The organism is Seonamhaeicola sp. MEBiC01930 (genome assembly GCF_045277075.1).
In the GTDB taxonomy this organism is placed as follows: Bacteria; Bacteroidota; Bacteroidia; order Flavobacteriales; family Flavobacteriaceae; genus Seonamhaeicola.
In genome coordinates this window covers 747,810-770,996 of record NZ_CP104270.1, presented here as the reverse complement: position 1 = coordinate 770,996, position 23,187 = coordinate 747,810, and the positions used below count along the sequence as shown (strand labels likewise).

The following is a 23,187-nucleotide window of genomic DNA, read 5'->3' as shown; positions in this document are numbered from 1 at the left end:
AAGAGTTGTAGCAAGATAGAGGTTTAAAACAAATGTCATGAGACACGGAAAAAAAATTAACCACTTAGGTAGAAAAACAGCTCATAGAAAAGCTATGTTGGCTAATATGGCATGTTCTTTAATAGAGCATAAGCGTATTAATACAACGGTAGCTAAAGCAAAAGCTTTAAAGCAATTTGTAGAGCCTTTAGTAACTAAGTCTAAAGAAGATACAACGCATAACAGACGTCTTGTTTTTAGTAAATTAAGACAAAAGGAAGCTGTAACTGAGTTGTTTAGAGATGTAGCTGTAAAAGTGGGAGATAGACCTGGTGGATACACAAGAATTATTAAACTAGGTAATCGTTTAGGTGATAATGCTGATATGGCTATGATTGAGCTTGTAGATTATAATGAAATTTATAATGCAGATAAGCCAGCTAAGAAAACTACTAGAAGAAGTAGAAGAGGTGGTAGCAAACCAGCTGTAGCTGCTCCTGTAGTAGAAGCTTCAACTAACGAAGAAGAAGAATAAATGTTAATAAGCATTTAATATATTAAGGATAAACTATTTTTAGTTTATCCTTTTTTTTTGAATTTTTGTAAAACTTTTTTTTAAAATGAAATATCAAAAAAGACAAGATGCCGTAGTGCTTTTAGCCGATGGCGCTATTTTTTACGGTAAAGCTGTTGGAGGTAAACAAGGTACAGCATTTGGTGAAGTATGTTTTAATACTGGAATGACGGGATACCAAGAAATATTTACAGACCCATCATATTATGGGCAACTTATGGTAGCTACCAATGCCCATATTGGAAACTATGGAACCAATGTAGAGGAAGTAGAATCTGATTCTATAAAAATAGCTGGTTTAATTGTTAAAAACTTTAGCTATGATTATTCTCGTGATGCTGCAGATAGTTCTCTAGAAGAATTTTTAGATAAAAATAACCTGCTGGCAATTTCAGATGTTGATACGAGAGCACTAGTAAGCTATATTAGAGAACACGGTGCTATGAACGCTGTAATAAGTACAGATGTTGATAATATTGAAGAGCTAAAAAAGCAACTTGCTGATGTACCAAGTATGGAAGGTTTAGAGTTGGCTTCCAAAGTATCAACAAAAGAACCTTATTATTTTGGTGATGAGAATGCAACTTATAAAGTAGCAGCGTTAGATATAGGAATTAAGAAAAACATTTTAAGAAACATTGCAGAAAGAGATGTTTATATTAAGGTGTTTCCATACAATTCTAAGTTTGAAGATTTAGAGGCATTTAATCCAGACGGGTACTTTTTATCAAATGGCCCTGGAGATCCAGAACCTTTAGTAGAAGCCCAAGAAGTAGCAAAGGAAATAATAAAAAGAGATTTACCTTTATTTGGTATTTGTTTAGGGCATCAGGTTATAGCCATAGCTAATGGGGTTTCAACATATAAAATGTATAATGGACACAGAGGAATAAATCACCCAGTTAAAAATCTTAAGACTGGTAAAGGTGAAATCACCTCTCAAAACCACGGTTTTGCTGTGAATAGAGAAGATGCAGAATCAAATTCTGAATTAGAAGTTACGCATGTGCATCTTAATGATGATACAGTAGCTGGATTGGCAATGAAGAATAAAAATGTGTTTTCTGTTCAGTACCACCCAGAAGCAAGTCCAGGGCCACATGATTCATCTTATTTGTTTGATCAATTTATTGAAAATATAAAAAAATAATAAATGGAATTAAGTCTTAAAGAGTTTGCTTTTTTAAGACTTAAATTTTACTAAAACGTTATAGAAGCCATTTCCATATTTTCTTTAAAAACATCTGAAATAACACAAGATTTAAACGTAAATTTGAAGTATTAAAAGATTAAAAATAAACCAATTATGAGTATAATAATAAATGTCCACGCAAGACAAATTCTAGATTCAAGAGGTAACCCTACCGTTGAAGTAGATGTTGTAACTGAAAATAATATATTAGGTAGAGCTGCAGTACCATCTGGAGCATCAACGGGAGAGCATGAAGCTGTAGAATTACGTGATGGTGGTGATACTTACATGGGTAAAGGAGTTTTAAAAGCTGTTGAAAATGTAAATACTGTAATTGCTGAAGAATTAATAGGTGTTTCAGTTTTTGAACAAAACCTAATTGATAAAATAATGATTGATTTAGATGGTACGCCAAATAAATCAAAATTAGGAGCTAATGCCATTTTAGGTGTTTCATTAGCTGCTGCAAAAGCTGCTGCTAACGAATTGAATATGCCATTGTACCGTTATGTTGGTGGTGTATCTGCCAATACGTTGCCAGTTCCAATGATGAACATCATTAACGGTGGTTCTCATAGTGATGCGCCTATAGCATTCCAAGAGTTCATGATTATGCCTGTAAAAGCAAAAACTTTTACACATGCAATGCAAATGGGTACTGAAATTTTCCATCATTTAAAGAAAGTTTTACATGATAGAGACTTAAGTACGGCAGTTGGTGATGAAGGTGGATTTGCACCTAACCTACCTGGTGGAACAGAAGATGCTTTAGATACTATTGCTAAGGCAGTTGAAAATGCAGGTTACAAATTTGGAGATGAAATTAAGATTGCTTTAGATTGTGCTTCTGCTGAATTTTTTGAAAATGGTAAATACGATTATACATTATTCGAAGGAGATAAAGGTATGGTTAGAACTTCAAAAGAACAGGCAGAATATTTAGCTGAATTGGCTTCTAAATATCCTATTATCTCAATTGAAGATGGAATGGATGAAAATGATTGGGAAGGAACTAAATATCTTACTGAATTAATTGGAGATAAAGTACAATTAGTTGGTGATGATTTATTTGTTACTAATGTTGAGCGTTTATCTAGAGGTATTGAAGAAGGTATTGCAAATTCAATCCTGATTAAAGTAAACCAAATAGGTTCTTTAACAGAAACTATTGCTGCTGTTAATATGGCTAAAAACGCTGGGTATACTTCTGTAATGTCTCACCGTTCTGGAGAAACTGAAGATAATACAATCGCAGATTTAGCAGTTGCTCTTAATTGTGGACAAATTAAAACAGGTTCTGCGTCTCGTTCAGATCGTATGGCTAAATACAATCAGTTATTGCGTATTGAAGAAGAGCTTGGAGATGTTGCTTATTTTCCACAAGAAAAAGCTTTTAAAATTAAGTAAGAATACTTAGTTTTTATAATTAATACTTAAAAGTGATTATTTTTTAATAATCGCTTTTTTTTATGTTTAATTTTAGCAAATTGCTAATTTGGTTAACCAATCATGGTTGCCACTTTAATAATCCTTATTTATTTTGTAAATTAGCGCTCCTTTAAACAAAATAAATCATAAAATACATATGTCAAATACTGCTACATTAGAAGTTAATGGTGAAAAATATGAGTTGCCATTAGTTACTGGAACCGAAAATGAAGTTGCAATAGATATTAAAGCCTTAAGAGGCGCTAGCGGATTAATTACTCTCGATCCAGGTTATAAGAATTCAGGTTCTTGTGAAAGTAGTGTTACATTTTTAGATGGTGAAAAAGGTATTTTAAGATATAGAGGATATTCTATTGAAGAACTTGCTGAAAAAGCAGAATTCTTAGAGGTGATTTACCTTTTAATATTTGGAGAATTACCAAATGCTGAAGAATTAGAAAAGTTTCATGGTGATATCATGGATAACTCTATGGTAGATGAAGATGTTCATAAAATTTTAGACGCCTTTCCTAAGAATGCACATCCAATGGGAGTGTTATCTTCTTTAACTAGCGGATTGATTGCTTTCCATCCTTCTTCTGTGAATGTAGATTCACCAGAAGAAATGTACCATGCTATTGTTAGAATTTTAGGAAAATTCCCTGTATTAGTTGCTTGGGTAATGCGTAAAAAGACAGGCTTACCTCTTAACTATGGTTCTAAGAAATTAGGATATGTTGAAAATATTATGAAAATGATGTTTGAGCAGCCTAATGAGGAATATGAAATGAATGATATTGTTAAAAACGCCTTAGATAAACTTTTAATTTTGCATGCAGATCATGAGCAAAATTGTTCTACTTCTACGGTTAGAATTGTAGGTTCTTCTCATGCGGGATTATTTGCTTCACTTTCGGCAGGAATTTCTGCATTATGGGGGCCACTTCATGGTGGTGCCAACCAAGCGGTTTTAGAAATGCTTGAAGCTATTAAAGAAGATGGAGGAGATACTAAAAAGTACATGGCTAAAGCAAAGGATAAATCTGATCCGTTCCGTTTAATGGGCTTTGGACATAGAGTATATAAAAACTTTGATCCTAGAGCTAAAATTATTAAAGTTGCTGCAGATGAAGTTTTAGCAGATTTAGGTGTTGAAGATCCAATTTTAGATATAGCAAAAGGATTAGAACAAGAGGCATTAACAGATCAATATTTTGTTGATAGAAAACTATATCCAAATGTAGATTTCTACTCTGGAATTATATATAGGGCAATGGGGATTCCTGTTGAAATGTTTACTGTAATGTTTGCATTAGGACGATTACCAGGTTGGATAGCTCAATGGAGAGAAATGCGTTTAAGAAAAGAACCAATTGGTAGACCAAGACAGCTTTATACAGGTGAAACTGAAAGAAGTTTTGTTCCGCTTTCTAAAAGATAAAAATTATATATATTTTAAATAATTGTTAAGCTTCATGATTTTTTCATGAAGCTTTTTCTTTTTTATGGGTTATTTTTAAGAATAATTTAAAAATTACTTTTTTATCATTAGCTTTGAGCCTTTAAGATTTTAATTTAGTTTACCTGTGAAATTAAATATTCAGAATGAAACTTCAAGGCTTAGAGCTGTTGTTTTAGGAATAGCGGATAGCTGTGGGCCTGAACCAAAAGTTGAAGATTGTTATGATCCAAAAAGCGTTCAACATGTTTTGGCTGGAACTTATCCGAAAGAAGAAGATATGATTTTGGAAATGGAGGCAGTAGCCAAAGTTTTAAAAAAGTATGATGTTACTGTTTATAGACCAGATGTTTTAAAAAATTGTAATCAGATTTTTTCGAGAGATATTGCTTTTGTAATTGAAGACAAAGTTTTTAAAGCTAATATTTTACCCGACCGTGATAAAGAGATTGAGGCTATTAGGTATGTCTGGAATAAAATAGAGAATAAAAATAGAATTATTTTACCTGAAGAATGCCATGTAGAAGGCGGTGATGTTATGCCATGGAATGATTATATTTTTATAGGTACATATACAGGTGATAATTATCCAGATATTATCACGGCAAGAACTAATATTCAAGCTGTAAACGCTATTAAGGATATATTTCCGCATAAAAAAGTAAAAGCGTTTGAATTAAGAAAGTCTAATACTAACCCAAAAGAGAATGCTCTTCATTTAGATTGTTGCTTTCAACCTATAGGCAAGGATAAGGCAATAATACATAAAAATGGCTTTTTAATTGAAAGTGAATATGAGTGGTTGATTAATTTCTTTGGTAAAGAAAATGTTTTTGAAATTACCAAAGATGAAATGTATGATATGAATAGTAATATTTTTTCAATATCTGAAGAAGTTATTATTTCTGAAAGGAATTTTACAAGATTAAATTCTTGGTTAAGATTACAGGGGTTTATAGTTGAGAAAGTGCCTTATGCCGAAATTGGAAAGCAAGAAGGACTTTTACGCTGTACTACTATGCCTTTAATTAGAGATTAAAATGAAACAAACTACTAATACCATACTAATGGTTCGTCCCTTAAATTTTAGGATGAATGAACAAACTGCGGTGAATAATTATTACCAAAAGGTGATTAATGATTTATTACCAGCTGCCGTGAATAAAAAAGCCCAAGAAGAATTTGATACTTATGTAAATAAATTAAAGTCTTTTGGCATAAATGTAATTGTTATTTCGGACACAGATGAGTTTGATACGCCAGATTCTATTTTTCCTAATAATTGGATATCATTTCATCAAGACGGAACTGTTGCTTTGTATCCAATGTATGCAGAAAATAGACGATATGAACGCAGAGAAGATATTCTAAATATTTTAGAAGAAAAAGGTTTTTTAATTGAAAATGTAGTGGATTATACATCTGCAGAAGATGAAAATGTGTTTTTAGAAGGCACTGGAAGTCTGTTGTTAGATAGGGTTAATAGAAAGGCATACTGTGCGTTATCCCCTAGAGCAGATGAAGGTTTGTTTATAGAGTTTTGCGAAGATTTTGAGTACACGCCAGTGGTTTTTAGGGCTAATCAAACTGTAAAAGGTAAAAGAAAAGCCATATATCACACAAATGTAATGATGTGTTTGGCAGAAACTTTTGCAGTGATTTGCTTAGATGCTATTGATGATAAAAAGGAACGTAAAAGTATTATAAGGCAAATTAAGGAAGATAATAAGGAAATAATTGTTATAACCGAAGACCAAGTAAATTGTTTTGCGGGAAATATGTTACAGGTTAAAGGTGGAAATAATCAGTTGTATTTGGTAATGAGTCAAGCTGCTTATAATAGTTTAACTCAAAATCAGATTAAACAACTTGAGAAACATTGCCCTATAATTTCAAGTTCTTTAGATACTATTGAAGCATGCGGAGGGGGCAGCGCCCGTTGCATGATGGCAGAAGTGTTTTTACCTAAAAATTAGTTGAGGCGCGAATAATGCAATAGCAATTGAAAGGGCATCCTCCTTTCTGTAAAAAAAATAGATTAGAATATTAGAGAGAATTAAATAACTCTATAAAAGAGAGATTAAAAATAAATACTAGCTTATAAGCAGAAAAATATAGTGCAAAGCTCCGATTAAAATTTATTTGGGGTTACGCCCAATTAGTTTACTTGTTTTAGGCATCTGCAGGCCTAGACTTTGGTAATTGTACATAAAAGGTGCTACCAATATTTAACGTACTTTCCACCCAAATTTTACCGTGATTAAGCTCCACAAGTTCTTTACAAATAGATAGTCCTAATCCAGTGCCTTTTTCGTTGCTGGTACCTACAGTGGTAAAAGAGGTGTTTTTAAATAGTTTTTCTAAATTCTCTTTAGAAATACCTATTCCAGTATCTGCAATACTGATGATGCAACTACCGTTACTAATATGATTTGCTATAGTAATAGTATCACCTTTTTTACAGAATTTAATGGCATTAGCTAATAGGTTTTGAATTATAATTTCAAACATACTTCTATCTGCGTAAGCAAAGTCTCTTAATGAATGATTAACTAAGGTAATGCCTTTGCTTTCAACTCTGTTTTCAACAAGCTTAACTTTGTCTTCAAATACTTCTTGAACATCAAACAAACTTGGTTTTGGTTCTAAAGATTGCATTTGTGATTTAGACCAATTCAATAAATTAAAAAGTAATAACGATGCATTATTTGCATTTTCACTTAATTCTGGTATTAAGTTATCAAACTCCTCCCTAGATAACGAACCATCTCTTAGAAGTTCTATAAAGCCATTAATAGAAGAAAGAGAATCTTTTAAATCATGAGATACTATAGAGAAGAGTTTGTCTTTTACATTATTTACATTTTCAAGATGCTTTGTTTGTTCTTGAAATGCTTGGTTTTGCAATTCTATTTTTATGTTTTTTTCTTCTAATTCCTGAGTGTATTTAATATTACTATTACGTTTTAAATAAATAAGAATTAAAAAGGTGGAAACAATAGCTAAGGCAGCCAATAAACCATAAAAGATAAGTTTAAATTTATCCAATTTTTTACTGTCATCAGTATTGTTAATTATAGATGGGTTGGTTTTTTTTATTTCTTCTTGTTGTGGTTTATCAAAATTTGGATCTAGATCTAACATTATTTTATCCGAAGAAGAATTAAGATCTGTTTTTTTTTCTTCTAGGTTAATTTTTAAATTATAATATTCTCGTTGCCAATTAAAAGCCCTATTAAATCTTTTATAGGTAGAGTCAAGAGATTTCATAAGCTTATAATGCTTTAAAAGCTCGGTTTTATTGTCAAGTTCTTTTGCAAGTGCTCCAGCTTCTAGTAATTGTTGTTCAGCTATTCTAAGCCTATTTTGTTGTAAATTTAAATCACCTAAATTGTTAAGTACAGTTAACAAATTGGGTTTGTTGTTCTGTCGTTTTGAAATATTATATCCTTGAATTAAATATTGAGAGGCTTTAGAATAATCATTAAATAACAAATATTCTCCTCCTAATTTCGGGTAAATTTTACCACGTACAGAATCATTTTTGTTATCTACTAGTACTTTTTCATAAAATTCGATAGCTTTTCTGTGCTCTTTTTTGCGTGAGTATAATTCAGCTAAATTACTATTAGAAACATTAATGCCTTTATTGTCATTCAGCTGTTCTTGAATGGCAAGCGCTTTTTCATAGAATTCAATAGCTTCATCAAAAGCCTTAATTTTTTGGTACGCTTCACCTAAATTACTGTATGCAAGTTTAAGGTCGTTTCTTAAATTTCTTTTTTCTAATTCTTTAATTGCGGCAAGGGAGAATTGCAAACCTTTAGCATAGTTGCCTCGTTTAATTTCAATTAATCCAATACTATTATTAACTTTAGCAATACCAAGGGTATCGCTTAAATTTTGAAACAATTCTTTTGCTTTAGTGTAACCGCTTAAAGCATTTATGTAATCATCTTTTTGAGCATAGATTAAGGCTTTGTAGTATGTGGTTTCTGCAATTCCCTTTTCGTAATAAATAGAACTTGAAAGCTTTTCACTTTGAATGATGTATTTTAATGCTCTTTCAAAATCTTCTATTTCATATAAAGACTTAATAAGTTTTAGTGAAGTGTCTACTTTTAAGGAATCTTGAGTTTGGTAAGCTAAATCAATGGTGAGGCTGTCTATATCATTGGTTTGTGAAAACCCAATGGCTACAGATAAAAATATAATTAAAGTAATTATTTTCCTCATATAACATTTTAATTTAAAACACCATAAACCTACCACAAAAGAAGTCCTATTTTGAGGGAAAAGTAAGATTGCTTTAATAAGCTGTAACAGGTTCGTTAGTTTTTAAAATGTCCAAATTAAATTGGATATTAATAGCTTTACATAACAAAATTTGTAAAAAGTCATTTCAAAATCTAATTTCTAGGTTTTAATACCAATAAATCAGATAAAATGATGTGCAATTTTTTGGCCAAAATTCGACGAATAGACGAACGGTAAAAATCATGGGAAAAATACACTTTTATCGATGAAATGCACCATGTTTTTATTGTGTTTTTTTAGTTTCTAATAAACAAGATTTTAGTAGTGTTTTTGTTTAATTCTAATAAAATCTATTAATGGTTTTATATTTAAAAATTTATATCAGGGATTTAATAAAAGTTTTATCTTTGCTCACCTAAAAATACACCTTAAATGAGTCTTCAAGAAACCCTGTCAAACCATGTAAAACAAGCTGTTTTTGCTTCTTATGGAGTAGTTATTGAATCTATAGAATTTCAGACAACTAGAAAGGAGTTTGCTGGAGACATTACAGTGGTTGTTTTTCCTATGTTAAGATTTATAAAAGGAAACCCTGTAAAAATAGGTGAAACTCTTGGAGAATATTTGGTGGATAATGTTGAAGATGTAAAAGCTTATAACGTAGTTAAGGGATTTTTAAATATTGAAATTGAGGATTCTTATTACTTAGATTTTTTTAACAGTATTAAGACTAATGTTAATTACGGTTTTCAAACTTCAGAATCTGAAGATAAGGCAATTATGGTTGAGTATTCTTCTCCAAATACTAATAAGCCATTGCATCTTGGTCATATAAGGAATAACTTGTTAGGTTATAGTGTTTCCGAGATAATAAAAGCTTCAGGAAAGAAAGTTTACAAAACCCAAATAATTAATGATAGAGGGATACATATTTGTAAAAGTATGTTGGCTTGGAAACTATTTGGAAATAATGAGACACCAGAAACTACTGGTTTAAAAGGAGATAAATTGGTAGGTAATTATTACGTTAAGTTTGACCAAGAGTATAAAAAGGAGGTTGCAGATTTGGTTACCTGTGGAAAGTCAGAAGAAGAGGCAAAAAAAAATGCCCCTATTTTACTTGAAGCTCAGAGTATGCTGAGAAAATGGGAGGCTGGTGATAAAGAAACTGTTGCTCTTTGGAAAAAAATGAACGGCTGGGTATATGATGGTTTTGATGTTACCTATAAAAATTTGGGAGTTGACTTTGATGCGCTTTATTATGAAAGTAACACCTATTTGTTAGGAAAGGAATTTGTTGCGGAGGGATTGAAATCTGGTGTCTTTCAGACAGAAGAGGATGGTTCTGTTTGGTGTGATTTGACTGATGAAGGCTTAGATAAAAAGATTGTGCAAAGAGGTGATGGTACTGCGGTTTATATGACTCAAGATATTGGTACAGCTATACAGCGTATAAAGGATTTTCCTGATGTTGGAGGTATGGTTTACACGGTTGGAAATGAACAAGATTATCACTTTCAAGTGTTGTTCTTAATATTGAAAAAGTTAGGCTTTGATTGGGCAAAGAATCTGTATCATTTGAGTTATGGAATGGTAGATTTACCAAGTGGTAAAATGAAGAGTAGAGAAGGAACTGTAGTTGATGCAGATGATTTAATTACAGAAATGGCAGCAACAGCTGAAGAAATATCAAAAGAGTTAGGTAAGCTGGAAGGATATTCTGAGGATGAAAAAAAGGAATTATATAAAACCATTGGTTTAGGGGCTTTAAAGTATTATATATTAAAGGTTGATCCTAAAAAACGTATTTTATTTGACCCGAAAGAGTCTATAGATTTTCAAGGTAATACAGGGCCTTTTATTCAGTATACATATGCTAGAATTCAATCTATTTTAAGAAAGGCTGATGTTAATGCAGAAGGTGGCATAATATCTTTGCATACTAAAGAAAAGGAATTGATAAAACAACTTCAATTATTCCCAGAAGTGGTTCAAAATGCGGCGTCACAGCATAGTCCCGCTTTAATTGCTAATTACACTTATGATTTAGTAAAGGAATTTAACTCATTTTATCAGAATGTGTCTATTTTGGGAGCTGATAATAATGATGAAAAAACTTTTAGAGTACAGTTGTCTAATGTGGTAGCTAATACTATTAAAAATGCTTTTAGTGTTTTAGGTATTCAAGTACCAGAAAGAATGTAAAAATCATTTCAGGTTAATAATTACTTTTAATAGACAATGCTATCACCAACAGAGAGGTTCCATGTGTCAATTAACCCCGCATTAATTTCTAATACATATTTTGCAGGAACTCCTGAAGGTAAGGAAGATTCATCAAAAGGTTTTGCGTTTTTTTGAAAACTAACAATACGTTTGTTGGCATTAATAAAGATGAGGTCTAAAGGAATTTTAGTGTTCTTCATATAGAAAAAACGTTTGGTTTCGTCATTAAATACAAATAACATTCCTTGATTAGTTTTCATGGAATTTCTATACATCAGACCAGTTTGAATATCAAAATCAGTATCGGCAATCTCAATATCTATAGTAACTGTAGATGAATCTGTAATTATTTTATTAATAGTTAATTCACCTTCTTTTTTAAAAGTGACTTCTGTCTGTTTTACTGTTTTGTTATCTTCTTTACAAGCAGATAGGCCAAGAATAAGTAAAAGAGATAAAACTGTTTTATACCACATTATTTTACTGCAGTCTTAGGTTTGTAAACAAACATAAAGTATAAACCAATTAAGATGAAGGGGATGCTTAACCATTGTCCTGTATTTAAAAACCATTCAGCGCGTTCTTGGTTTTGAGGTTCTTTGACAAATTCTACAAAGAAACGCACCGTCCATAGTAAAATTAAAAACAGACCAAATAAGAACCCAGTTTGATCCTTTTTAGGTGTTTTAGAATAGAAAAACCATAAAATTAAAAACACAAATATGTAGCAAAACGATTCGTATAGTTGTGCTGGATGACGATATGGTACTTTTTCTAATAATTCGGAAAATTGAGGATTGTCAGTAACCGCAGCATAGGCTTTTTGAACATCCTTTATTCCCGTTAGTTGAGTAATCTGACTCTTGTAATAATATTCTTGAACAAAACGTACACCTAAATTTGAATCTGTTACTTTTCCGATAATTTCAGAGTTTATGAAATTACCAATTCTTATAAAAACTGCACCAGAAGCTACGGAAATAACCACGCGGTCTAAAACCCAAAGGAGAGATTTGTAGTTGTATTTTTTTCGGTACAAATACATGCCTATAATAATACCTATAGCTGCTCCGTGACTTGCTAGTCCTTGAAAACCAGTGAATTCAAAACCGCCCTTAAACTTAAACGGTAAGAATATACTAAAGAAGTCTTGAGAAATTAATTCTGATTGGTAAAAAAGTACATGTCCTAATCTAGCCCCAATCATAGTGGCCAAAACGGTATAAATAAATAAAGGGTCTAAATAGGTAAGAGATACTTTTTCTTTGGTAAAAATGCGTTTCATTATATACCAACCAATTAAAAATGCAATAACCCACATAAGGCTATAGAAGTGCAATTTAAAATTACCAATAATATCAATTCCTGTTATAGGGTTCCAATCAAATTTTAATGCATGCATACCAAATCTTTTACGGTATAAATATAAGTGTTTACTATAACTAAAGTGTTAAAATTGTGTTGACTTATTTAACTATTTCAATAATTTCTACTTCGTAAATAAGATTGGTTTTTTCAGGAATTCCTTCTATTCCTGCTTCACCGTACGCGAGATGATAAGGTAAAAACAGTGTGGCTTTATCACCAACCCTAAGTTGCTGCAAGCCTTCCTTAAAACCAGGAATCATAGGTGCATCGGGTCCAATATCTGCTTTTATTGGTTTGTATCCCTCAGAATCTAATTTTCTTTCATTTAAGGCATTAAGAAGTTTAGCAGTTTCTAGGTTGCTAGTCTCTAGAAGTTTTCCATTTTCTAAATAAACTGCGTAATGAGTCATTACTTTAGCATTTTTGGGTAATTTATCACCTTCACCTGGTTTGGAAACAAAATATTGCAACCCAGAAGGTAATGTCTCTGCCTTAGATTTTTGTTTTTCAAACTTTCTTACCGTCCTTTTTATAATGGCCTCTTCTACATCTTTAAGTTCTTTTTCTTTAATAGCTTCTTCTTCAAAATGGTCATTAAATATCTTTGTTGCATCAAAGTTTTTGGCTTCTTTTCCTTTTCTTATAATGTTAACCGTTTTCAAAGTGTCATTTAGTTTAATAGAGTCAATTATATTAAGTCCTATAAGCACTTCACCAAAAACAGAATGGCAGTATACATAATCTTCTTCGCAAAATTTTAAGAAACCTTCATCATCATAAGCATCTAACCAAGGAGCTTTTCCATGAGTGATGTAAAACTGACTACCATTTGAGTTTATTTTACCTGGGTTCGCCATGGCTAGAATACCTTTTTTATCATGTTTTAAGGTTCTGTCAAACTCATCGATAAACCTAAACCCAGCATCTGGCATACCGTAAGAGGAAGGTCGTCCGCTTTGAATGATAAAGCTGTCTATAACTCGATGAAAGGTGCTGTTGTTATAAAACTTTTTCTCTTTAAATAAAGAGTCAGCCATGGTGTTTGTACCTTCTGTAAGGGTAATGAAGTTGGCACAGGTAATTGGTGTTCTTTTATAAAAAAGTTTAGCCACCATAGTGCCTTTATTAGTAGAAAATTCTGCATAAATACCGTCATCCAAATTGGGGTATTCAGATTTACAAGAGGTTGAAAGGAATAAAGGAATTATATGTAAAATAAAAGCAAAAGTCCTGAAACACCTCATTATTTTCCTTGAATTTGGGTAATTGAGTTTACTGTAACTTCACAAATTAAAGGAACATTAGTTCCAATTTTATTTTCATCACCATAATAGCCATATGCTTTTTGTGAAGGGAAGAGAAAGGTTACAGTTTCTCCGGTTTTCATAAGTTTCAAACCTTCACGTAAACCAGTAAAAAGCTCTTCTTTATCCATGGTGTAGGTTTGGGTCTTAATATCTGATTTAGAATATATTACATTACCGTTTAAGGCTTTTACATTGTAATTGTAATTTACAATATCTCCAAAGTTTGGGGTGTTTAATGTGTCAGCCTCTATTTTAGTATTGTAATAGTACCAAAAACCACTTTGAGAAGCAATATAACTTTGGTCATTTTGTTTCAATATTTTTTTAATAGCTGCCTGCTCTTTGGCATTAAGTTCTTTATTTCGTGCAACAGATTGATCAATAAATGAGCCTGATTTAGAGGATATAGGTCTTCTAGCTTCAGGTGTTTTACATCCAAAAATAATTAGAACCAAGATTATGGTGAGTAGTTTATTCATCATTTAGGGCTTTTTTATAAGTAGGTAATATACTAATAAATTTTTCAACGGTTTCTTGTAATGACGAGTAACTCTTACCTCCAGCGGCATTTGTATGGCCGCCACCGTTAAAGTGTTTTCTAGACATTTCGTTTACCGAAAAAACACCTTTTGAACGAAGTGAAATTTTGATTATACCTTCGTTTTTATCTTCAATAAAAATAGCTGCTAGTTTAATACCATCTAATGATAATCCATAATTAACAACCCCTTCTGTGTCTCCTTTAGTATAGTTGTACTTATTTAACTCTTCTTGAGAAAGGGTGATATATGAGGTCTTTAATTCCGGAATTATTTTTAAATTATTAAGGGCGCAACCTAATAATTGAATCCTGGAATAACTGTTGGTATCATAAACACTATTATGAATTTCAGAGTTATTGGCTCCTCTTTCAATAAGGTCAGCCACAACTTTATGTGTAGTAGTTGTGGTTGAGGCAAATCTGAAAGAACCTGTGTCTGTCATAATACCTGTGTATAAACAGGTGGCAATTTTGGCTTCAATTTTGTTCAAATTCCCTAGCATACTTATAAAATGATAAACCATTTCACAAGTTGAACTCATCTTAACATCACTGTACATGTATGTGGCATAATCATCAGGAGCTTGATGATGGTCTATCATAATCTTAATTGCATTGCTTTTGGAAAGAATTGGTTCCATTTTGCCGGTTCTATGAAAAGCATTAAAATCTAAAGTGAAAATAATATCGGCTTCATTTATTAATTTTTCACAAAGTTCTGTTTGGGAATCATGTTTTAAAATAGTGTTTTCTCCAGGAATCCATTTTAAAAAATTAGGGTAATTATTTGGAGTGATAGGTGATACTTTATGCTGGCCATTTAATAGATAATGGTAAAGCCCAAGTATAGAGCCAATGGCATCACCATCTGGGTTTCTGTGCGGTACAATTATTATCTTTTTAGGAGTTGATAATAATTGTTTTATACGTTCAATTTCTTCTTTATTCATAGACGACGAATATACAATTTTTTAAAATTGGATTATCTTGTTTTTAATTAGAAATACGTTACTTTTGCACGAAATAAATTTTTATAATGGCAACAAATAGAACATTTACAATGCTTAAGCCAGATGCTGTTGAGAAAGGACACATTGGCGCAATATTAGAGAAAATATCGGCTTCAGGATTTAGAATTGTAGCCATGAAACTAACTCAAATGACAAAGGCTGATGCAGAAACATTTTATGCAATTCATAATGAGCGACCGTTTTTTGCTGATTTAGTTGAATACATGACACGCGGACCAATTGTAGCTGCTATTTTGGAAAAAGAAAATGCGGTTGATGACTTTAGAACATTAATTGGAGCTACTAATCCTGTTGATGCTGCTGAAGGTACAATAAGAAAGTTATATGCGGAATCTATTAGTGAAAATGCGGTTCATGGTAGTGATAGTGATGAAAATGCCGCTATAGAAGGAGCTTTTCATTTTGCAGGAAGAGAACAATTTTAGTTATTTAGCTGCACCAAAATATAAAAAGCCCACAACATTGTTGTGGGCTTTTTTTGTGTTTAAATAAAAAAAAATCTGCTAATTTTAATTAGCAGATTTTGCATTTTGTAATTGTTAAAGTATATATCTTAGATTACTTTTACGTTTACGGCGTTTAATCCTTTTCTACCTTCTTGTAGATCGAATTCAACATTATCGCCTTCACGAATTTCATCGATTAATCCTGAAATGTGTACGAAATGTTCTTTGTTGTTGTCTTCTTCAATGATGAATCCAAAACCTTTAGAATCATTGAAAAATTTTACGGTACCTTTACTCATTGTATTTGTATTAAAATAATAATTAAGTTGCAAAGGTAACGTAAATAATAATAGGTTGTTGTTTTTGAGGTGGTTATTTACAATAATTTAAAATTAGTAATTAACGTAAAATCAGTTTTTTAACAATTTCTTTTCCCAAATCTTCATTTAGTAGCTTTATTATTTTTTGTTTTCCATAACTGAGTTCCTCTCTTAATACACTAGAGCTTAGTTGAACATAAAGCGTGTCTCTTTGCAAGTTAACCGAAGTAGTATAATTATTAACACCATTACCCATGAGATTTGCCCAAGCATCGGCTACATTAATCTTGTCTAAACCTTTTTCTAAGTTATTGGTTTCTACAAATTCTTTTAAGGCGTCTTTTATACTGATATGTTCGTTATTTCGTTTTGGCATTTAAAAATTAAAGTTTAAAAATCTTATAGGATTGATGTACTTGTTTTACTGCATTTTCAGTACGCTCCGCATGGGTGTCACTTATAAATAACTGTCCAAAATTCTCGTCATCTACTAATTTAATAATTTGTGCCACACGTTGCTCATCTAACTTGTCAAAAATATCATCAAGCAATAAAATAGGGTTTACCCCACTTTGTGCTTTTATAAAATCAAATTGAGCTAATTTCAATGCAATTAAAAATGATTTTTGTTGCCCTTGACTTCCAAATTTTTTTATAGGATGCTCTTCAATATTAAAATGTAAATCATCTTTGTGTATACCAACACTGGTGTACTGCAAAGCTTTATCTTTATTAATAACGTTTCGTAAAAGTGTGTTTAAATCTTCCTCAAAGAGATTACTGTGGTAAACTAAATCAACTTGTTCGTTTCCATTACTAATAGCTTGGTAACGCTCTTTAAAAATAGGAATAAATGTTTTTAAAAAGGCATCACGTTTTTTGAAAATAAGAGTTCCGTATTCTGTAAGTTGGTCGTTATACACCTCTAAAGTATCTACATTAAATGTATGGTTTAAGGCGAAATACTTTAATAATGCATTTCGTTGGGTTAAGACTTTATTGTAATTAATAAGGTTTGATAAGTAGTTTTTATCGCTTTGCGAAATAACACTGTCAATAAACTTTCTTCTAGTATCACTACCTTCAATTATCAGGTTTCTATCAGCTGGTGAAATAATAACTAATGGTAAAAACCCAATATGTTCACTAAACTTTTCGTATGCTTTTCCGTTGCGTTTAATTACTTTTTTTTGACCCCGTTTAAGGCTAACTACTATCTTTTCGGTTTTATCATTTTTATTGTATTCACCATTAACCACAAAAAAGTCTTCATGGTGTTTTATGTTCTGTGTAGCCACGGGGTTAAAGTAACTTTTGCCAAATGAAAGGTGATAAATTGCGTCTAAAATATTAGTTTTTCCAATGCCATTGTTGCCTACAATACAGTTTATTTTGCTATCAAAATCAAACGATTTACTATCGAAATTTTTATAGTTAAGTAATGAGAGCGATTTTAAAATCATACTGTAAATTCGGCTTGAAAATCTGTTTTAGGTAGATAAATACTTAAAAAGAAGTGCAAATTATTGAAAATTATCAAATAATTAGCCTTTTAGTTAGGAAGAAAAATTATATTTTTGCGGCGCATTAATTTATAATATATGGCAACGTACAAGAAGAGAGGTTATAAACCAAAAACTAAGGTAGAAAAAGAACAGAATATAGAAGAGGGGTCAACTACTGCTGAGGTTTTTAATACGCTTGATGAAGGTGCTTCAAAAACAGAAGCTTTTGTAGAAAAAAACCAAAAGTATATTTTTATCATTATTGGTATTGTAGCGGTAATTGTTTTGGGATCAATGGGGTATAAAGAGTTTATCTATGGTCCAAAGCAAACAGCAGCTATGAATGATATGTTCCAAGCACAAAAATATTTTGATGAAGCTACTACAGCAGTTGAAAAAGATTCTTTATATACTTTAGCCTTGAATGGGGGAGAAGGTAAGTTTGGAATGTTAGATATTATTAGTGAATATAGTGGTACTGATGCTGCTAATTTGGCTAGCTATTATGCGGGTACCGCGTATTTAAGGTTGAAAGATTATAAAAATGCGGTTGAGCATTTAAGTGATTTTAAGAGTGATGATGAAATTCTTGCGCCTTTGGCTAAGGGAAATATTGGTGATGCTTTTGTGCAATTAAATCAGTCTGAAGATGCTCTTAGTTATTATGAGCAGGCTGCTAAAATGCGTGATAACGAATTTACAACACCAATGTATTTGTATAAGGCTGGAAATATTGCTTTAGATTTAGGAGACGCAGATAAAGCGCTTTCTTATTTTGAAAGTATTAAGGCTGATTATCCTAATGCAACAGAAGCTTCTAATATTGATGTATTTATAGGAAAAGCACAAGTTTTAGCTAATAAATAATATGGCTACCGAAAATAAAAATTTATCAGAATACGATAAAACAACAATCCCAAACGCGAGTACATTTCGGTTTGGGATTGTTGTTTCAGAATGGAATGATATCATTACGGAAGGGCTTTATAAAGGTGCTTACGATACTTTAGTAGATAATGGAGTTTTACCTGATAATATTATTCGTTGGAATGTTCCTGGTAGTTTTGAACTCATTTATGGCTGTAAAAAAATGCAGGAGCAAATGGTGAATGCTGTTATTGCTATAGGTAGTGTTATACAAGGTGAAACAAAACATTTCGATTTTGTATGTGAAGGTGTTGCTCAAGGAATAAAAGACCTAAATGTGCAAGATGAAACACCGGTTATTTTCTGTGTGCTTACAGATAATAATATACAACAATCTATTGAACGTTCTGGTGGTAAACATGGCAATAAAGGCACTGAGGCTGCTATTGCTGCTATAAAGATGGCAGAACTTAGAAGGAACAGTTAAGTAGTTTCTTAGTCTGATTTTTCATTATTTAACTTCTATTTTAGCTCGTTATTTTGTTAACAATTTTTGGGATTTTCAAGGCTTAAGTCTATCTAATTTTGAGTACTTTTGAAGAATACCAGTAATGCTGTTTAAGCAGGATTGGAGTTAAGCGATTACTAGATTTGTTTAAACAAAGAAAACATAAAAGATTCAACTATCAACCCAGGTTTTCAAAAGACCATCAATTGGAAAAGGGGGAAGAGGGTGAATCTGAGTCTAAGGAGTTTGTTTCTAGATGGAGGCGTCAAAGTGGAAATAAGATGAAGTATAAAGGTATTTTACCAGTGAGAACTTTAATTTTGGCTTTGGTATTATTATTGCTTTGTATGTATTTATTAGAGAAAAAATACATGTAAAACTAATACTTAGAAATTATGGGAATTTATAGACTGCCTAAAATAAAAAATAAAAAGTATAGTTATACTCCACGCTATTATAAGGGTGAAGGGAATCCGTATGAAATTAAACATAAGTTTGATGAACATAGGACTACAGTTGGTGGGAGTAAGGATTTAAAAACAAGATTTAATAATGCTTTAAACGATTATAAGAATAACCCGGATAGAAATGCCGATAGACGTGTGTTTATAATTGCCGCAGTTTTAGTTTTAATTTTCTTATTTGTTATTGGCTTCGATTTATCTATTTTCTTTTCTTAATAATACATGGCAGACATTATACAGCTTTTACCTGATCATGTAGCAAACCAAATTGCCGCTGGAGAAGTTGTACAAAGACCAGCTTCAGTAGTTAAAGAGCTCTTAGAAAATGCTATTGACGCGGGTGCCTCAAACATAAAACTTATTATTAAAGATGCCGGTAAAACCCTCATTCAGGTTATTGATGATGGTAAAGGTATGAGCGTTACAGATGCCCGTTTAAGTTTTGAACGTCATGCTACTTCAAAAATTAAAACTGCTGATGATTTATTTCAATTAGATACTAAAGGGTTTCGTGGTGAGGCATTGGCAAGTATTGCGGCCATTGCACATGTAGAGTTAAAGACCAAACAGGAACAAGTTGATCTAGGTACCGCTATAATTATTGAAGGTAGTGAGGTTAATTCGCAGGATGTGGTGGTAACTCCTAAGGGAACATCGGTTTCTGTAAAGAATCTGTTTTTTAATATTCCAGCTAGACGTAATTTTTTAAAGTCTAATGCTGTAGAATTAAGGCATGTAATTGATGAGTTTCATCGTGTGGCCCTGGCCCATTGTACAATTAGTTTTGCAATGTATAATAATGGCAGTGAAACGTTTAATTTACCAGCTAGTAATTACAGACAACGCATAGTAAATATCTTTGGTAATAAAACAAATGAGAAGTTGGTACCCGTTGAAGAAGATACTGAAGTACTTAAAATCTCCGGTTTTGTAGGTAAGCCTGAATATGCTAAAAAGACTAGGGGAGAACAATACTTCTTTGTTAATAATAGATTTATTAAAAGTGCCTATCTAAATCATGCCATTGCTTCGGCATTTGATGGTCTATTAAAAAGCGGAACACATGCAAGTTACTTTTTAAACTTAACTGTAGATCCGCAGACTATAGATATCAATATTCATCCTACAAAAACAGAAATAAAGTTTGATGATGAGCATACACTATACGCCTTGTTGCGTTCAGCTGTTAAACACAGTTTAGGACAATTCAATATAGCGCCAGTATTAGATTTTGAAAGAGACTCTAATTTAGATACGCCTTATGATTTAAATAAAAAACAAACCCTTGAACCGGTTATAGAAGTTGATAGAGGCTTTAACCCGTTTAAGGATAGTACTAAATCAAGTGAGGGGACTTCTGTTAAAAGTTCATCTTTTAAGAAAGAAACTAGCGCAAATTGGGAAAGTTTGTATGTTGGATTAGAATCAAAAGGTAATAATGAACGGGAAGATTTTAGTGAAGTTCAATTTGAAAGTCAAGAATCTACGGCTTCTATGTTTGTGGATGATGCTGAGGTTGAACAAGTTCATACCACCTATCAGCTTCATAACAAATATATAGTTAGTACCATTAAATCTGGTATGTTGGTTATAGACCAGAACAGGGCGCATCAACGTATATTGTATGAGGATTTTCTGAAAAACATGACTATTAAAGAGGCTGTGAGCCAACAGCTGTTATTTCCATTACAGCTTCATTTTTCGGTTCAGGAAATTCAAATATTAGGTCAATTAAAAGAAGATTTAGAACATACAGGTTTTGTGTTTTCTAACGTTCTAGTAGAGTCTGTTGAAATTACAGGAGTTCCTATTAGTGTGCCAGAAAGTGAAGTGTCTATTATTTTGGAGCAGTTAATTAGTGATGTTGAAAACGAAGTGCCCGATGCACATTTTAGTGCCACAGATTTATTGGCAAAATCTATGGCAAAAAGTTTAGCCATTAAAACAGGACAGAACCTGAAAAAGGATGAACAGGAACATTTGGTTAATAAGCTATTTGCTTGTAAAGAACCTAATGTGTCACCAACTAATAAAACAACATTTGTTACCATGAGTGTTGATGAATTAGATAAAAAATTTATTTAAAATATGATGCGAATTTCAGATACTGTTAAACACCTTTTAATCATTAATGTGATTATGTTTATTGGTACTATGGCTATTGGAGAAGGACAATTGTTTTATAGATTGTTTTCAATGTATTTTCCAAAAAGTGAGGCCTTTCAGCCTTGGCAAGTAGTGACTCATATGTTTATGCATCATGGTGCTTTACATTTAGCATTAAATATGTTTGGGTTATGGATGTTTGGATCACCAGTTGAACATTTTTTAGGTAGAAATCGTTTTTTGTTTCTCTATTTTTCAGCTGGATTTGGAGCTTTAGCTCTTCAGTTAGGTGAGTATTATTTTAGATTCTTGCCGTATTTCAACGAATTAATTGCGTCTGGTTTGAATGAATCAGAGATATTACAAATGCTTGCAGACGGTAGAAGTTTTGATGGAATTAGTACTACTCAACATGATAATTTGCAACAAGCATTTAATTTTTATACTGTATCGATGGTTGGGGCATCAGGGTGTTTAATGGGATTACTTGCAGCTTTTGGAATGATGAATCCTAATGCTGAGTTAATGTTGATTTTCCTTCCTATTCCTATAAAGGCGAAATATTTTATTCCGGCTTTGTTGACAATTGAAACCATTTTAGGGTTTAATGGGCAATCTATTTTTGGAGGTGTTAGTATAGCTCATTTTGCACATGTTGGTGGCGCCATAACTGGAGCTATTATCATGTGGTATTGGAAGAGAACGCAGTTTAATAGAAACCGTTGGAATTAAATGACAACGTTTACCCAAGACATAAAAGATAAATTAAAACGACTTAATGTTTTAGAAAAAATTATTGCCATCAATGTGGTGATATTTATTATTGAAAAACTTTTTAGGTTAAGTTTTGAATGGTTTAAATTACCAAGTGGGTTTTCTGATTTTATTGGAAAACCATGGAGTATTTTTACTTATGCTTTTTTACATGGTGATGTTTTACACATCCTTTTTAATATGCTTTGGTTATACTTCATTGGTCGTATGATTTTAAACCTGTTTTCTCCTAAATTGGCTTTAAATATTTACTTTTTAGGAGCTATTTGTGGTGGCCTATTGTTCATGTTGGGCTATTGGTTGTTTCCAAATTTTCTAGGTGGTAGTGCAAAATTAGTTGGAGCATCCGCAGCGGTAAGGGCATTGCTAATTTTTATTTGTGCTTATATGCCTAATCAGGAAGTTAGGTTTTTTACTTTCAATTTGAAATTATGGTATTTAGCGGCTGCTATAGTTGTTTTAGATTTTATAGGTTTAACTGGAGGTAATGCAGGTGGTAATTTAGCGCATTTAGGAGGTGCTTTATTGGGATATTTCTATGCTAGAAAATTAGCAAAAGGGAAAGATATTGGCAAAGGTTTTGAACGTGTAATGGATTCTTTGGTAAGTATGTTTAAGTCATCAAAGAAAAGCCCCTTAAAGACAGTACATAAAAAGAAAAGTAAAGTTGGTGGTTATACTAAAGCAGATTTTAGTGAGTTTAATAACCAAAAGCAAATAGACGTTATACTTGATAAGATAAGCAAAAGTGGTTATGATAGTTTAACCGCTGAGGAAAAAGATTTTCTATTTAGAGCAGGAAAATAACTTTTAAAATTAGTTAGACAAGGCAATG

The 23,187-nt window shown here is 32.0% G+C and carries 24 protein-coding genes; 15 read left to right on the top strand and 9 right to left on the bottom strand.

Annotation, left to right across the window (positions count from 1 at the left end; all coding sequences use genetic code 11):
- The first annotated feature begins 37 nt into the window (after window positions 1–37).
- From rplQ to ctlX, 6 genes are all read left to right on the top strand, one after another.
- On the top strand, window positions 38–514 hold the full coding sequence (gene rplQ, locus N1F78_RS03310) for a 50S ribosomal protein L17 (RefSeq protein WP_406684772.1): 477 nt from the start codon (window positions 38–40) through the stop codon (window positions 512–514).
- Between the two features lie 85 nt (window positions 515–599).
- Window positions 600–1,703: a glutamine-hydrolyzing carbamoyl-phosphate synthase small subunit gene (gene carA / locus N1F78_RS03305; protein ID WP_406684771.1), complete on the top strand. Its 1,104-nt coding sequence runs from the start codon at window positions 600–602 to the stop codon at window positions 1,701–1,703.
- A gap of 156 nt (window positions 1,704–1,859) precedes the next feature.
- A complete protein-coding gene (eno, locus tag N1F78_RS03300) occupies window positions 1,860–3,152 on the top strand; it encodes a phosphopyruvate hydratase (protein ID WP_406684770.1) in 1,293 nt (430 codons plus the stop codon).
- 178 nt (window positions 3,153–3,330) lie between these two features.
- Window positions 3,331–4,614 (top strand): citrate synthase, encoded by a 1,284-nt coding sequence (locus N1F78_RS03295; protein ID WP_406684769.1) that lies wholly within the window; start codon window positions 3,331–3,333, stop codon window positions 4,612–4,614.
- Between the two features lie 145 nt (window positions 4,615–4,759).
- The gene (locus N1F78_RS03290; protein WP_406684768.1) at window positions 4,760–5,671 is read left to right on the top strand and encodes a dimethylarginine dimethylaminohydrolase family protein; all 912 of its coding nucleotides are present in this window, start codon (window positions 4,760–4,762) and stop codon (window positions 5,669–5,671) included.
- Between the two features lies 1 nt (window position 5,672).
- Entirely contained in the window at window positions 5,673–6,608 is a 936-nt protein-coding gene (ctlX, locus tag N1F78_RS03285; RefSeq protein WP_406684767.1) for a citrulline utilization hydrolase CtlX, read from the top strand.
- A gap of 196 nt (window positions 6,609–6,804) precedes the next feature.
- On the opposite strand, the gene N1F78_RS03280 is transcribed toward ctlX, so the two are convergent.
- Window positions 6,805–8,868, bottom strand: coding sequence for an ATP-binding protein (locus N1F78_RS03280; RefSeq protein WP_406684766.1), 2,064 nt, complete (start codon window positions 8,866–8,868; stop codon window positions 6,805–6,807).
- A gap of 453 nt (window positions 8,869–9,321) precedes the next feature.
- Here N1F78_RS03280 and argS point away from each other — a divergent pair, with 453 nt between their 5' ends.
- On the top strand, window positions 9,322–11,094 hold the full coding sequence (argS, locus tag N1F78_RS03275) for an arginine--tRNA ligase (RefSeq protein ID WP_406684765.1): 1,773 nt from the start codon (window positions 9,322–9,324) through the stop codon (window positions 11,092–11,094).
- A 26-nt stretch (window positions 11,095–11,120) separates the two neighbouring features.
- Here the strand turns inward: argS and N1F78_RS03270 are convergent, their stop codons facing one another.
- The 5 genes from N1F78_RS03270 to N1F78_RS03250 form a co-directional block, all read right to left on the bottom strand.
- On the bottom strand, window positions 11,121–11,591 hold the full coding sequence (locus N1F78_RS03270) for a DUF192 domain-containing protein (protein ID WP_406684764.1): 471 nt from the start codon (window positions 11,589–11,591) through the stop codon (window positions 11,121–11,123).
- Window positions 11,591–12,517 carry a prolipoprotein diacylglyceryl transferase gene (lgt, locus tag N1F78_RS03265; RefSeq protein WP_406684763.1) on the bottom strand — a complete coding sequence of 309 codons (927 nt, stop codon included), beginning with the start codon at window positions 12,515–12,517 and terminating at the stop codon, window positions 11,591–11,593. The genes N1F78_RS03270 and lgt overlap by 1 nt, the downstream gene beginning before the upstream one ends.
- 64 nt (window positions 12,518–12,581) lie before the next feature.
- Window positions 12,582–13,727 carry a peptidylprolyl isomerase gene (locus N1F78_RS03260; RefSeq protein WP_406684762.1) on the bottom strand — a complete coding sequence of 382 codons (1,146 nt, stop codon included), beginning with the start codon at window positions 13,725–13,727 and terminating at the stop codon, window positions 12,582–12,584.
- A complete protein-coding gene (gldI, locus tag N1F78_RS03255; RefSeq protein ID WP_406685659.1) occupies window positions 13,727–14,269 on the bottom strand; it encodes a gliding motility-associated peptidyl-prolyl isomerase GldI in 543 nt (180 codons plus the stop codon). The genes N1F78_RS03260 and gldI overlap by 1 nt, the downstream gene beginning before the upstream one ends.
- Window positions 14,262–15,281: a DHH family phosphoesterase gene (locus tag N1F78_RS03250; protein WP_406684761.1), complete on the bottom strand. Its 1,020-nt coding sequence runs from the start codon at window positions 15,279–15,281 to the stop codon at window positions 14,262–14,264. Before N1F78_RS03250 ends, gldI begins: the two co-directional genes overlap by 8 nt.
- Window positions 15,282–15,367: 86 nt before the next feature.
- Between N1F78_RS03250 and N1F78_RS03245 the strand changes: the two genes are divergently transcribed.
- Complete coding sequence (locus N1F78_RS03245) at window positions 15,368–15,787, top strand: nucleoside-diphosphate kinase (protein ID WP_406684760.1); 420 nt, start codon at window positions 15,368–15,370, stop codon at window positions 15,785–15,787.
- A 128-nt stretch (window positions 15,788–15,915) separates the two neighbouring features.
- On the opposite strand, the gene N1F78_RS03240 is transcribed toward N1F78_RS03245, so the two are convergent.
- The 3 genes from N1F78_RS03240 to recF all read right to left on the bottom strand — a co-directional run bounded on the left by N1F78_RS03240 (window position 15,916) and on the right by recF (window position 17,591).
- On the bottom strand, window positions 15,916–16,107 hold the full coding sequence (locus N1F78_RS03240; protein WP_139002275.1) for a cold-shock protein: 192 nt from the start codon (window positions 16,105–16,107) through the stop codon (window positions 15,916–15,918).
- Between the two features lie 100 nt (window positions 16,108–16,207).
- Window positions 16,208–16,504, bottom strand: a complete 297-nt coding sequence (locus tag N1F78_RS03235; RefSeq protein WP_406684759.1) for a DUF721 domain-containing protein — start codon at window positions 16,502–16,504, stop codon at window positions 16,208–16,210.
- A gap of 7 nt (window positions 16,505–16,511) precedes the next feature.
- Window positions 16,512–17,591: a DNA replication/repair protein RecF gene (gene recF / locus N1F78_RS03230; protein WP_406684758.1), complete on the bottom strand. Its 1,080-nt coding sequence runs from the start codon at window positions 17,589–17,591 to the stop codon at window positions 16,512–16,514.
- A 138-nt stretch (window positions 17,592–17,729) separates the two neighbouring features.
- Between recF and N1F78_RS03225 the strand changes: the two genes are divergently transcribed.
- The 7 genes from N1F78_RS03225 (at window position 17,730) to N1F78_RS03195 (ending at window position 23,159) form a co-directional block, all read left to right on the top strand.
- The gene (locus tag N1F78_RS03225; protein WP_406684757.1) at window positions 17,730–18,500 is read left to right on the top strand and encodes a tetratricopeptide repeat protein; all 771 of its coding nucleotides are present in this window, start codon (window positions 17,730–17,732) and stop codon (window positions 18,498–18,500) included.
- 1 nt (window position 18,501) lies between these two features.
- A complete protein-coding gene (gene ribH, locus N1F78_RS03220) occupies window positions 18,502–18,987 on the top strand; it encodes a 6,7-dimethyl-8-ribityllumazine synthase (RefSeq protein WP_406684756.1) in 486 nt (161 codons plus the stop codon).
- Window positions 18,988–19,151: 164 nt separating this feature from the next.
- Window positions 19,152–19,385: a hypothetical protein gene (locus N1F78_RS03215; protein WP_406684755.1), complete on the top strand. Its 234-nt coding sequence runs from the start codon at window positions 19,152–19,154 to the stop codon at window positions 19,383–19,385.
- 18 nt (window positions 19,386–19,403) lie between these two features.
- A complete protein-coding gene (locus tag N1F78_RS03210) occupies window positions 19,404–19,688 on the top strand; it encodes a riboflavin synthase subunit beta (protein WP_406684754.1) in 285 nt (94 codons plus the stop codon).
- A gap of 6 nt (window positions 19,689–19,694) precedes the next feature.
- Window positions 19,695–21,557 carry a DNA mismatch repair endonuclease MutL gene (gene mutL, locus N1F78_RS03205; protein ID WP_406684753.1) on the top strand — a complete coding sequence of 621 codons (1,863 nt, stop codon included), beginning with the start codon at window positions 19,695–19,697 and terminating at the stop codon, window positions 21,555–21,557.
- 3 nt (window positions 21,558–21,560) lie between these two features.
- Complete coding sequence (locus tag N1F78_RS03200; RefSeq protein WP_406684752.1) at window positions 21,561–22,310, top strand: rhomboid family intramembrane serine protease; 750 nt, start codon at window positions 21,561–21,563, stop codon at window positions 22,308–22,310.
- Window positions 22,311–23,159, top strand: a complete 849-nt coding sequence (locus N1F78_RS03195) for a rhomboid family intramembrane serine protease (RefSeq protein ID WP_406684751.1) — start codon at window positions 22,311–22,313, stop codon at window positions 23,157–23,159.
- Window positions 23,160–23,187 lie beyond the last annotated feature (28 nt).

Bases quoted from the DNA above. Each gene is read 5' to 3' on its own strand.
- rplQ (WP_406684772.1), top strand. From the start codon at position 38: ATGAGACACGGAAAAAAAATTAACCACTTAGGTAGAAAAACAGCTCAT.
- carA (WP_406684771.1), top strand. From the start codon at position 600: ATGAAATATCAAAAAAGACAAGATGCCGTAGTGCTTTTAGCCGATGGC.
- eno (WP_406684770.1), top strand. From the start codon at position 1,860: ATGAGTATAATAATAAATGTCCACGCAAGACAAATTCTAGATTCAAGA.
- N1F78_RS03295 (WP_406684769.1), top strand. From the start codon at position 3,331: ATGTCAAATACTGCTACATTAGAAGTTAATGGTGAAAAATATGAGTTG.
- ctlX (WP_406684767.1), top strand. From the start codon at position 5,673: ATGAAACAAACTACTAATACCATACTAATGGTTCGTCCCTTAAATTTT.
- N1F78_RS03280 (WP_406684766.1), bottom strand. From the start codon at position 8,868: ATGAGGAAAATAATTACTTTAATTATATTTTTATCTGTAGCCATTGGG.
- argS (WP_406684765.1), top strand. From the start codon at position 9,322: ATGAGTCTTCAAGAAACCCTGTCAAACCATGTAAAACAAGCTGTTTTT.
- N1F78_RS03270 (WP_406684764.1), bottom strand. From the start codon at position 11,591: ATGTGGTATAAAACAGTTTTATCTCTTTTACTTATTCTTGGCCTATCT.
- lgt (WP_406684763.1), bottom strand. From the start codon at position 12,517: ATGCATGCATTAAAATTTGATTGGAACCCTATAACAGGAATTGATATT.
- N1F78_RS03260 (WP_406684762.1), bottom strand. From the start codon at position 13,727: ATGAGGTGTTTCAGGACTTTTGCTTTTATTTTACATATAATTCCTTTA.
- gldI (WP_406685659.1), bottom strand. From the start codon at position 14,269: ATGAATAAACTACTCACCATAATCTTGGTTCTAATTATTTTTGGATGT.
- N1F78_RS03250 (WP_406684761.1), bottom strand. From the start codon at position 15,281: ATGAATAAAGAAGAAATTGAACGTATAAAACAATTATTATCAACTCCT.
- N1F78_RS03245 (WP_406684760.1), top strand. From the start codon at position 15,368: ATGGCAACAAATAGAACATTTACAATGCTTAAGCCAGATGCTGTTGAG.
- N1F78_RS03240 (WP_139002275.1), bottom strand. From the start codon at position 16,107: ATGAGTAAAGGTACCGTAAAATTTTTCAATGATTCTAAAGGTTTTGGA.
- N1F78_RS03235 (WP_406684759.1), bottom strand. From the start codon at position 16,504: ATGCCAAAACGAAATAACGAACATATCAGTATAAAAGACGCCTTAAAA.
- recF (WP_406684758.1), bottom strand. From the start codon at position 17,591: ATGATTTTAAAATCGCTCTCATTACTTAACTATAAAAATTTCGATAGT.
- N1F78_RS03225 (WP_406684757.1), top strand. From the start codon at position 17,730: ATGGCAACGTACAAGAAGAGAGGTTATAAACCAAAAACTAAGGTAGAA.
- ribH (WP_406684756.1), top strand. From the start codon at position 18,502: ATGGCTACCGAAAATAAAAATTTATCAGAATACGATAAAACAACAATC.
- N1F78_RS03210 (WP_406684754.1), top strand. From the start codon at position 19,404: ATGGGAATTTATAGACTGCCTAAAATAAAAAATAAAAAGTATAGTTAT.
- mutL (WP_406684753.1), top strand. From the start codon at position 19,695: ATGGCAGACATTATACAGCTTTTACCTGATCATGTAGCAAACCAAATT.
- N1F78_RS03200 (WP_406684752.1), top strand. From the start codon at position 21,561: ATGATGCGAATTTCAGATACTGTTAAACACCTTTTAATCATTAATGTG.
- N1F78_RS03195 (WP_406684751.1), top strand. From the start codon at position 22,311: ATGACAACGTTTACCCAAGACATAAAAGATAAATTAAAACGACTTAAT.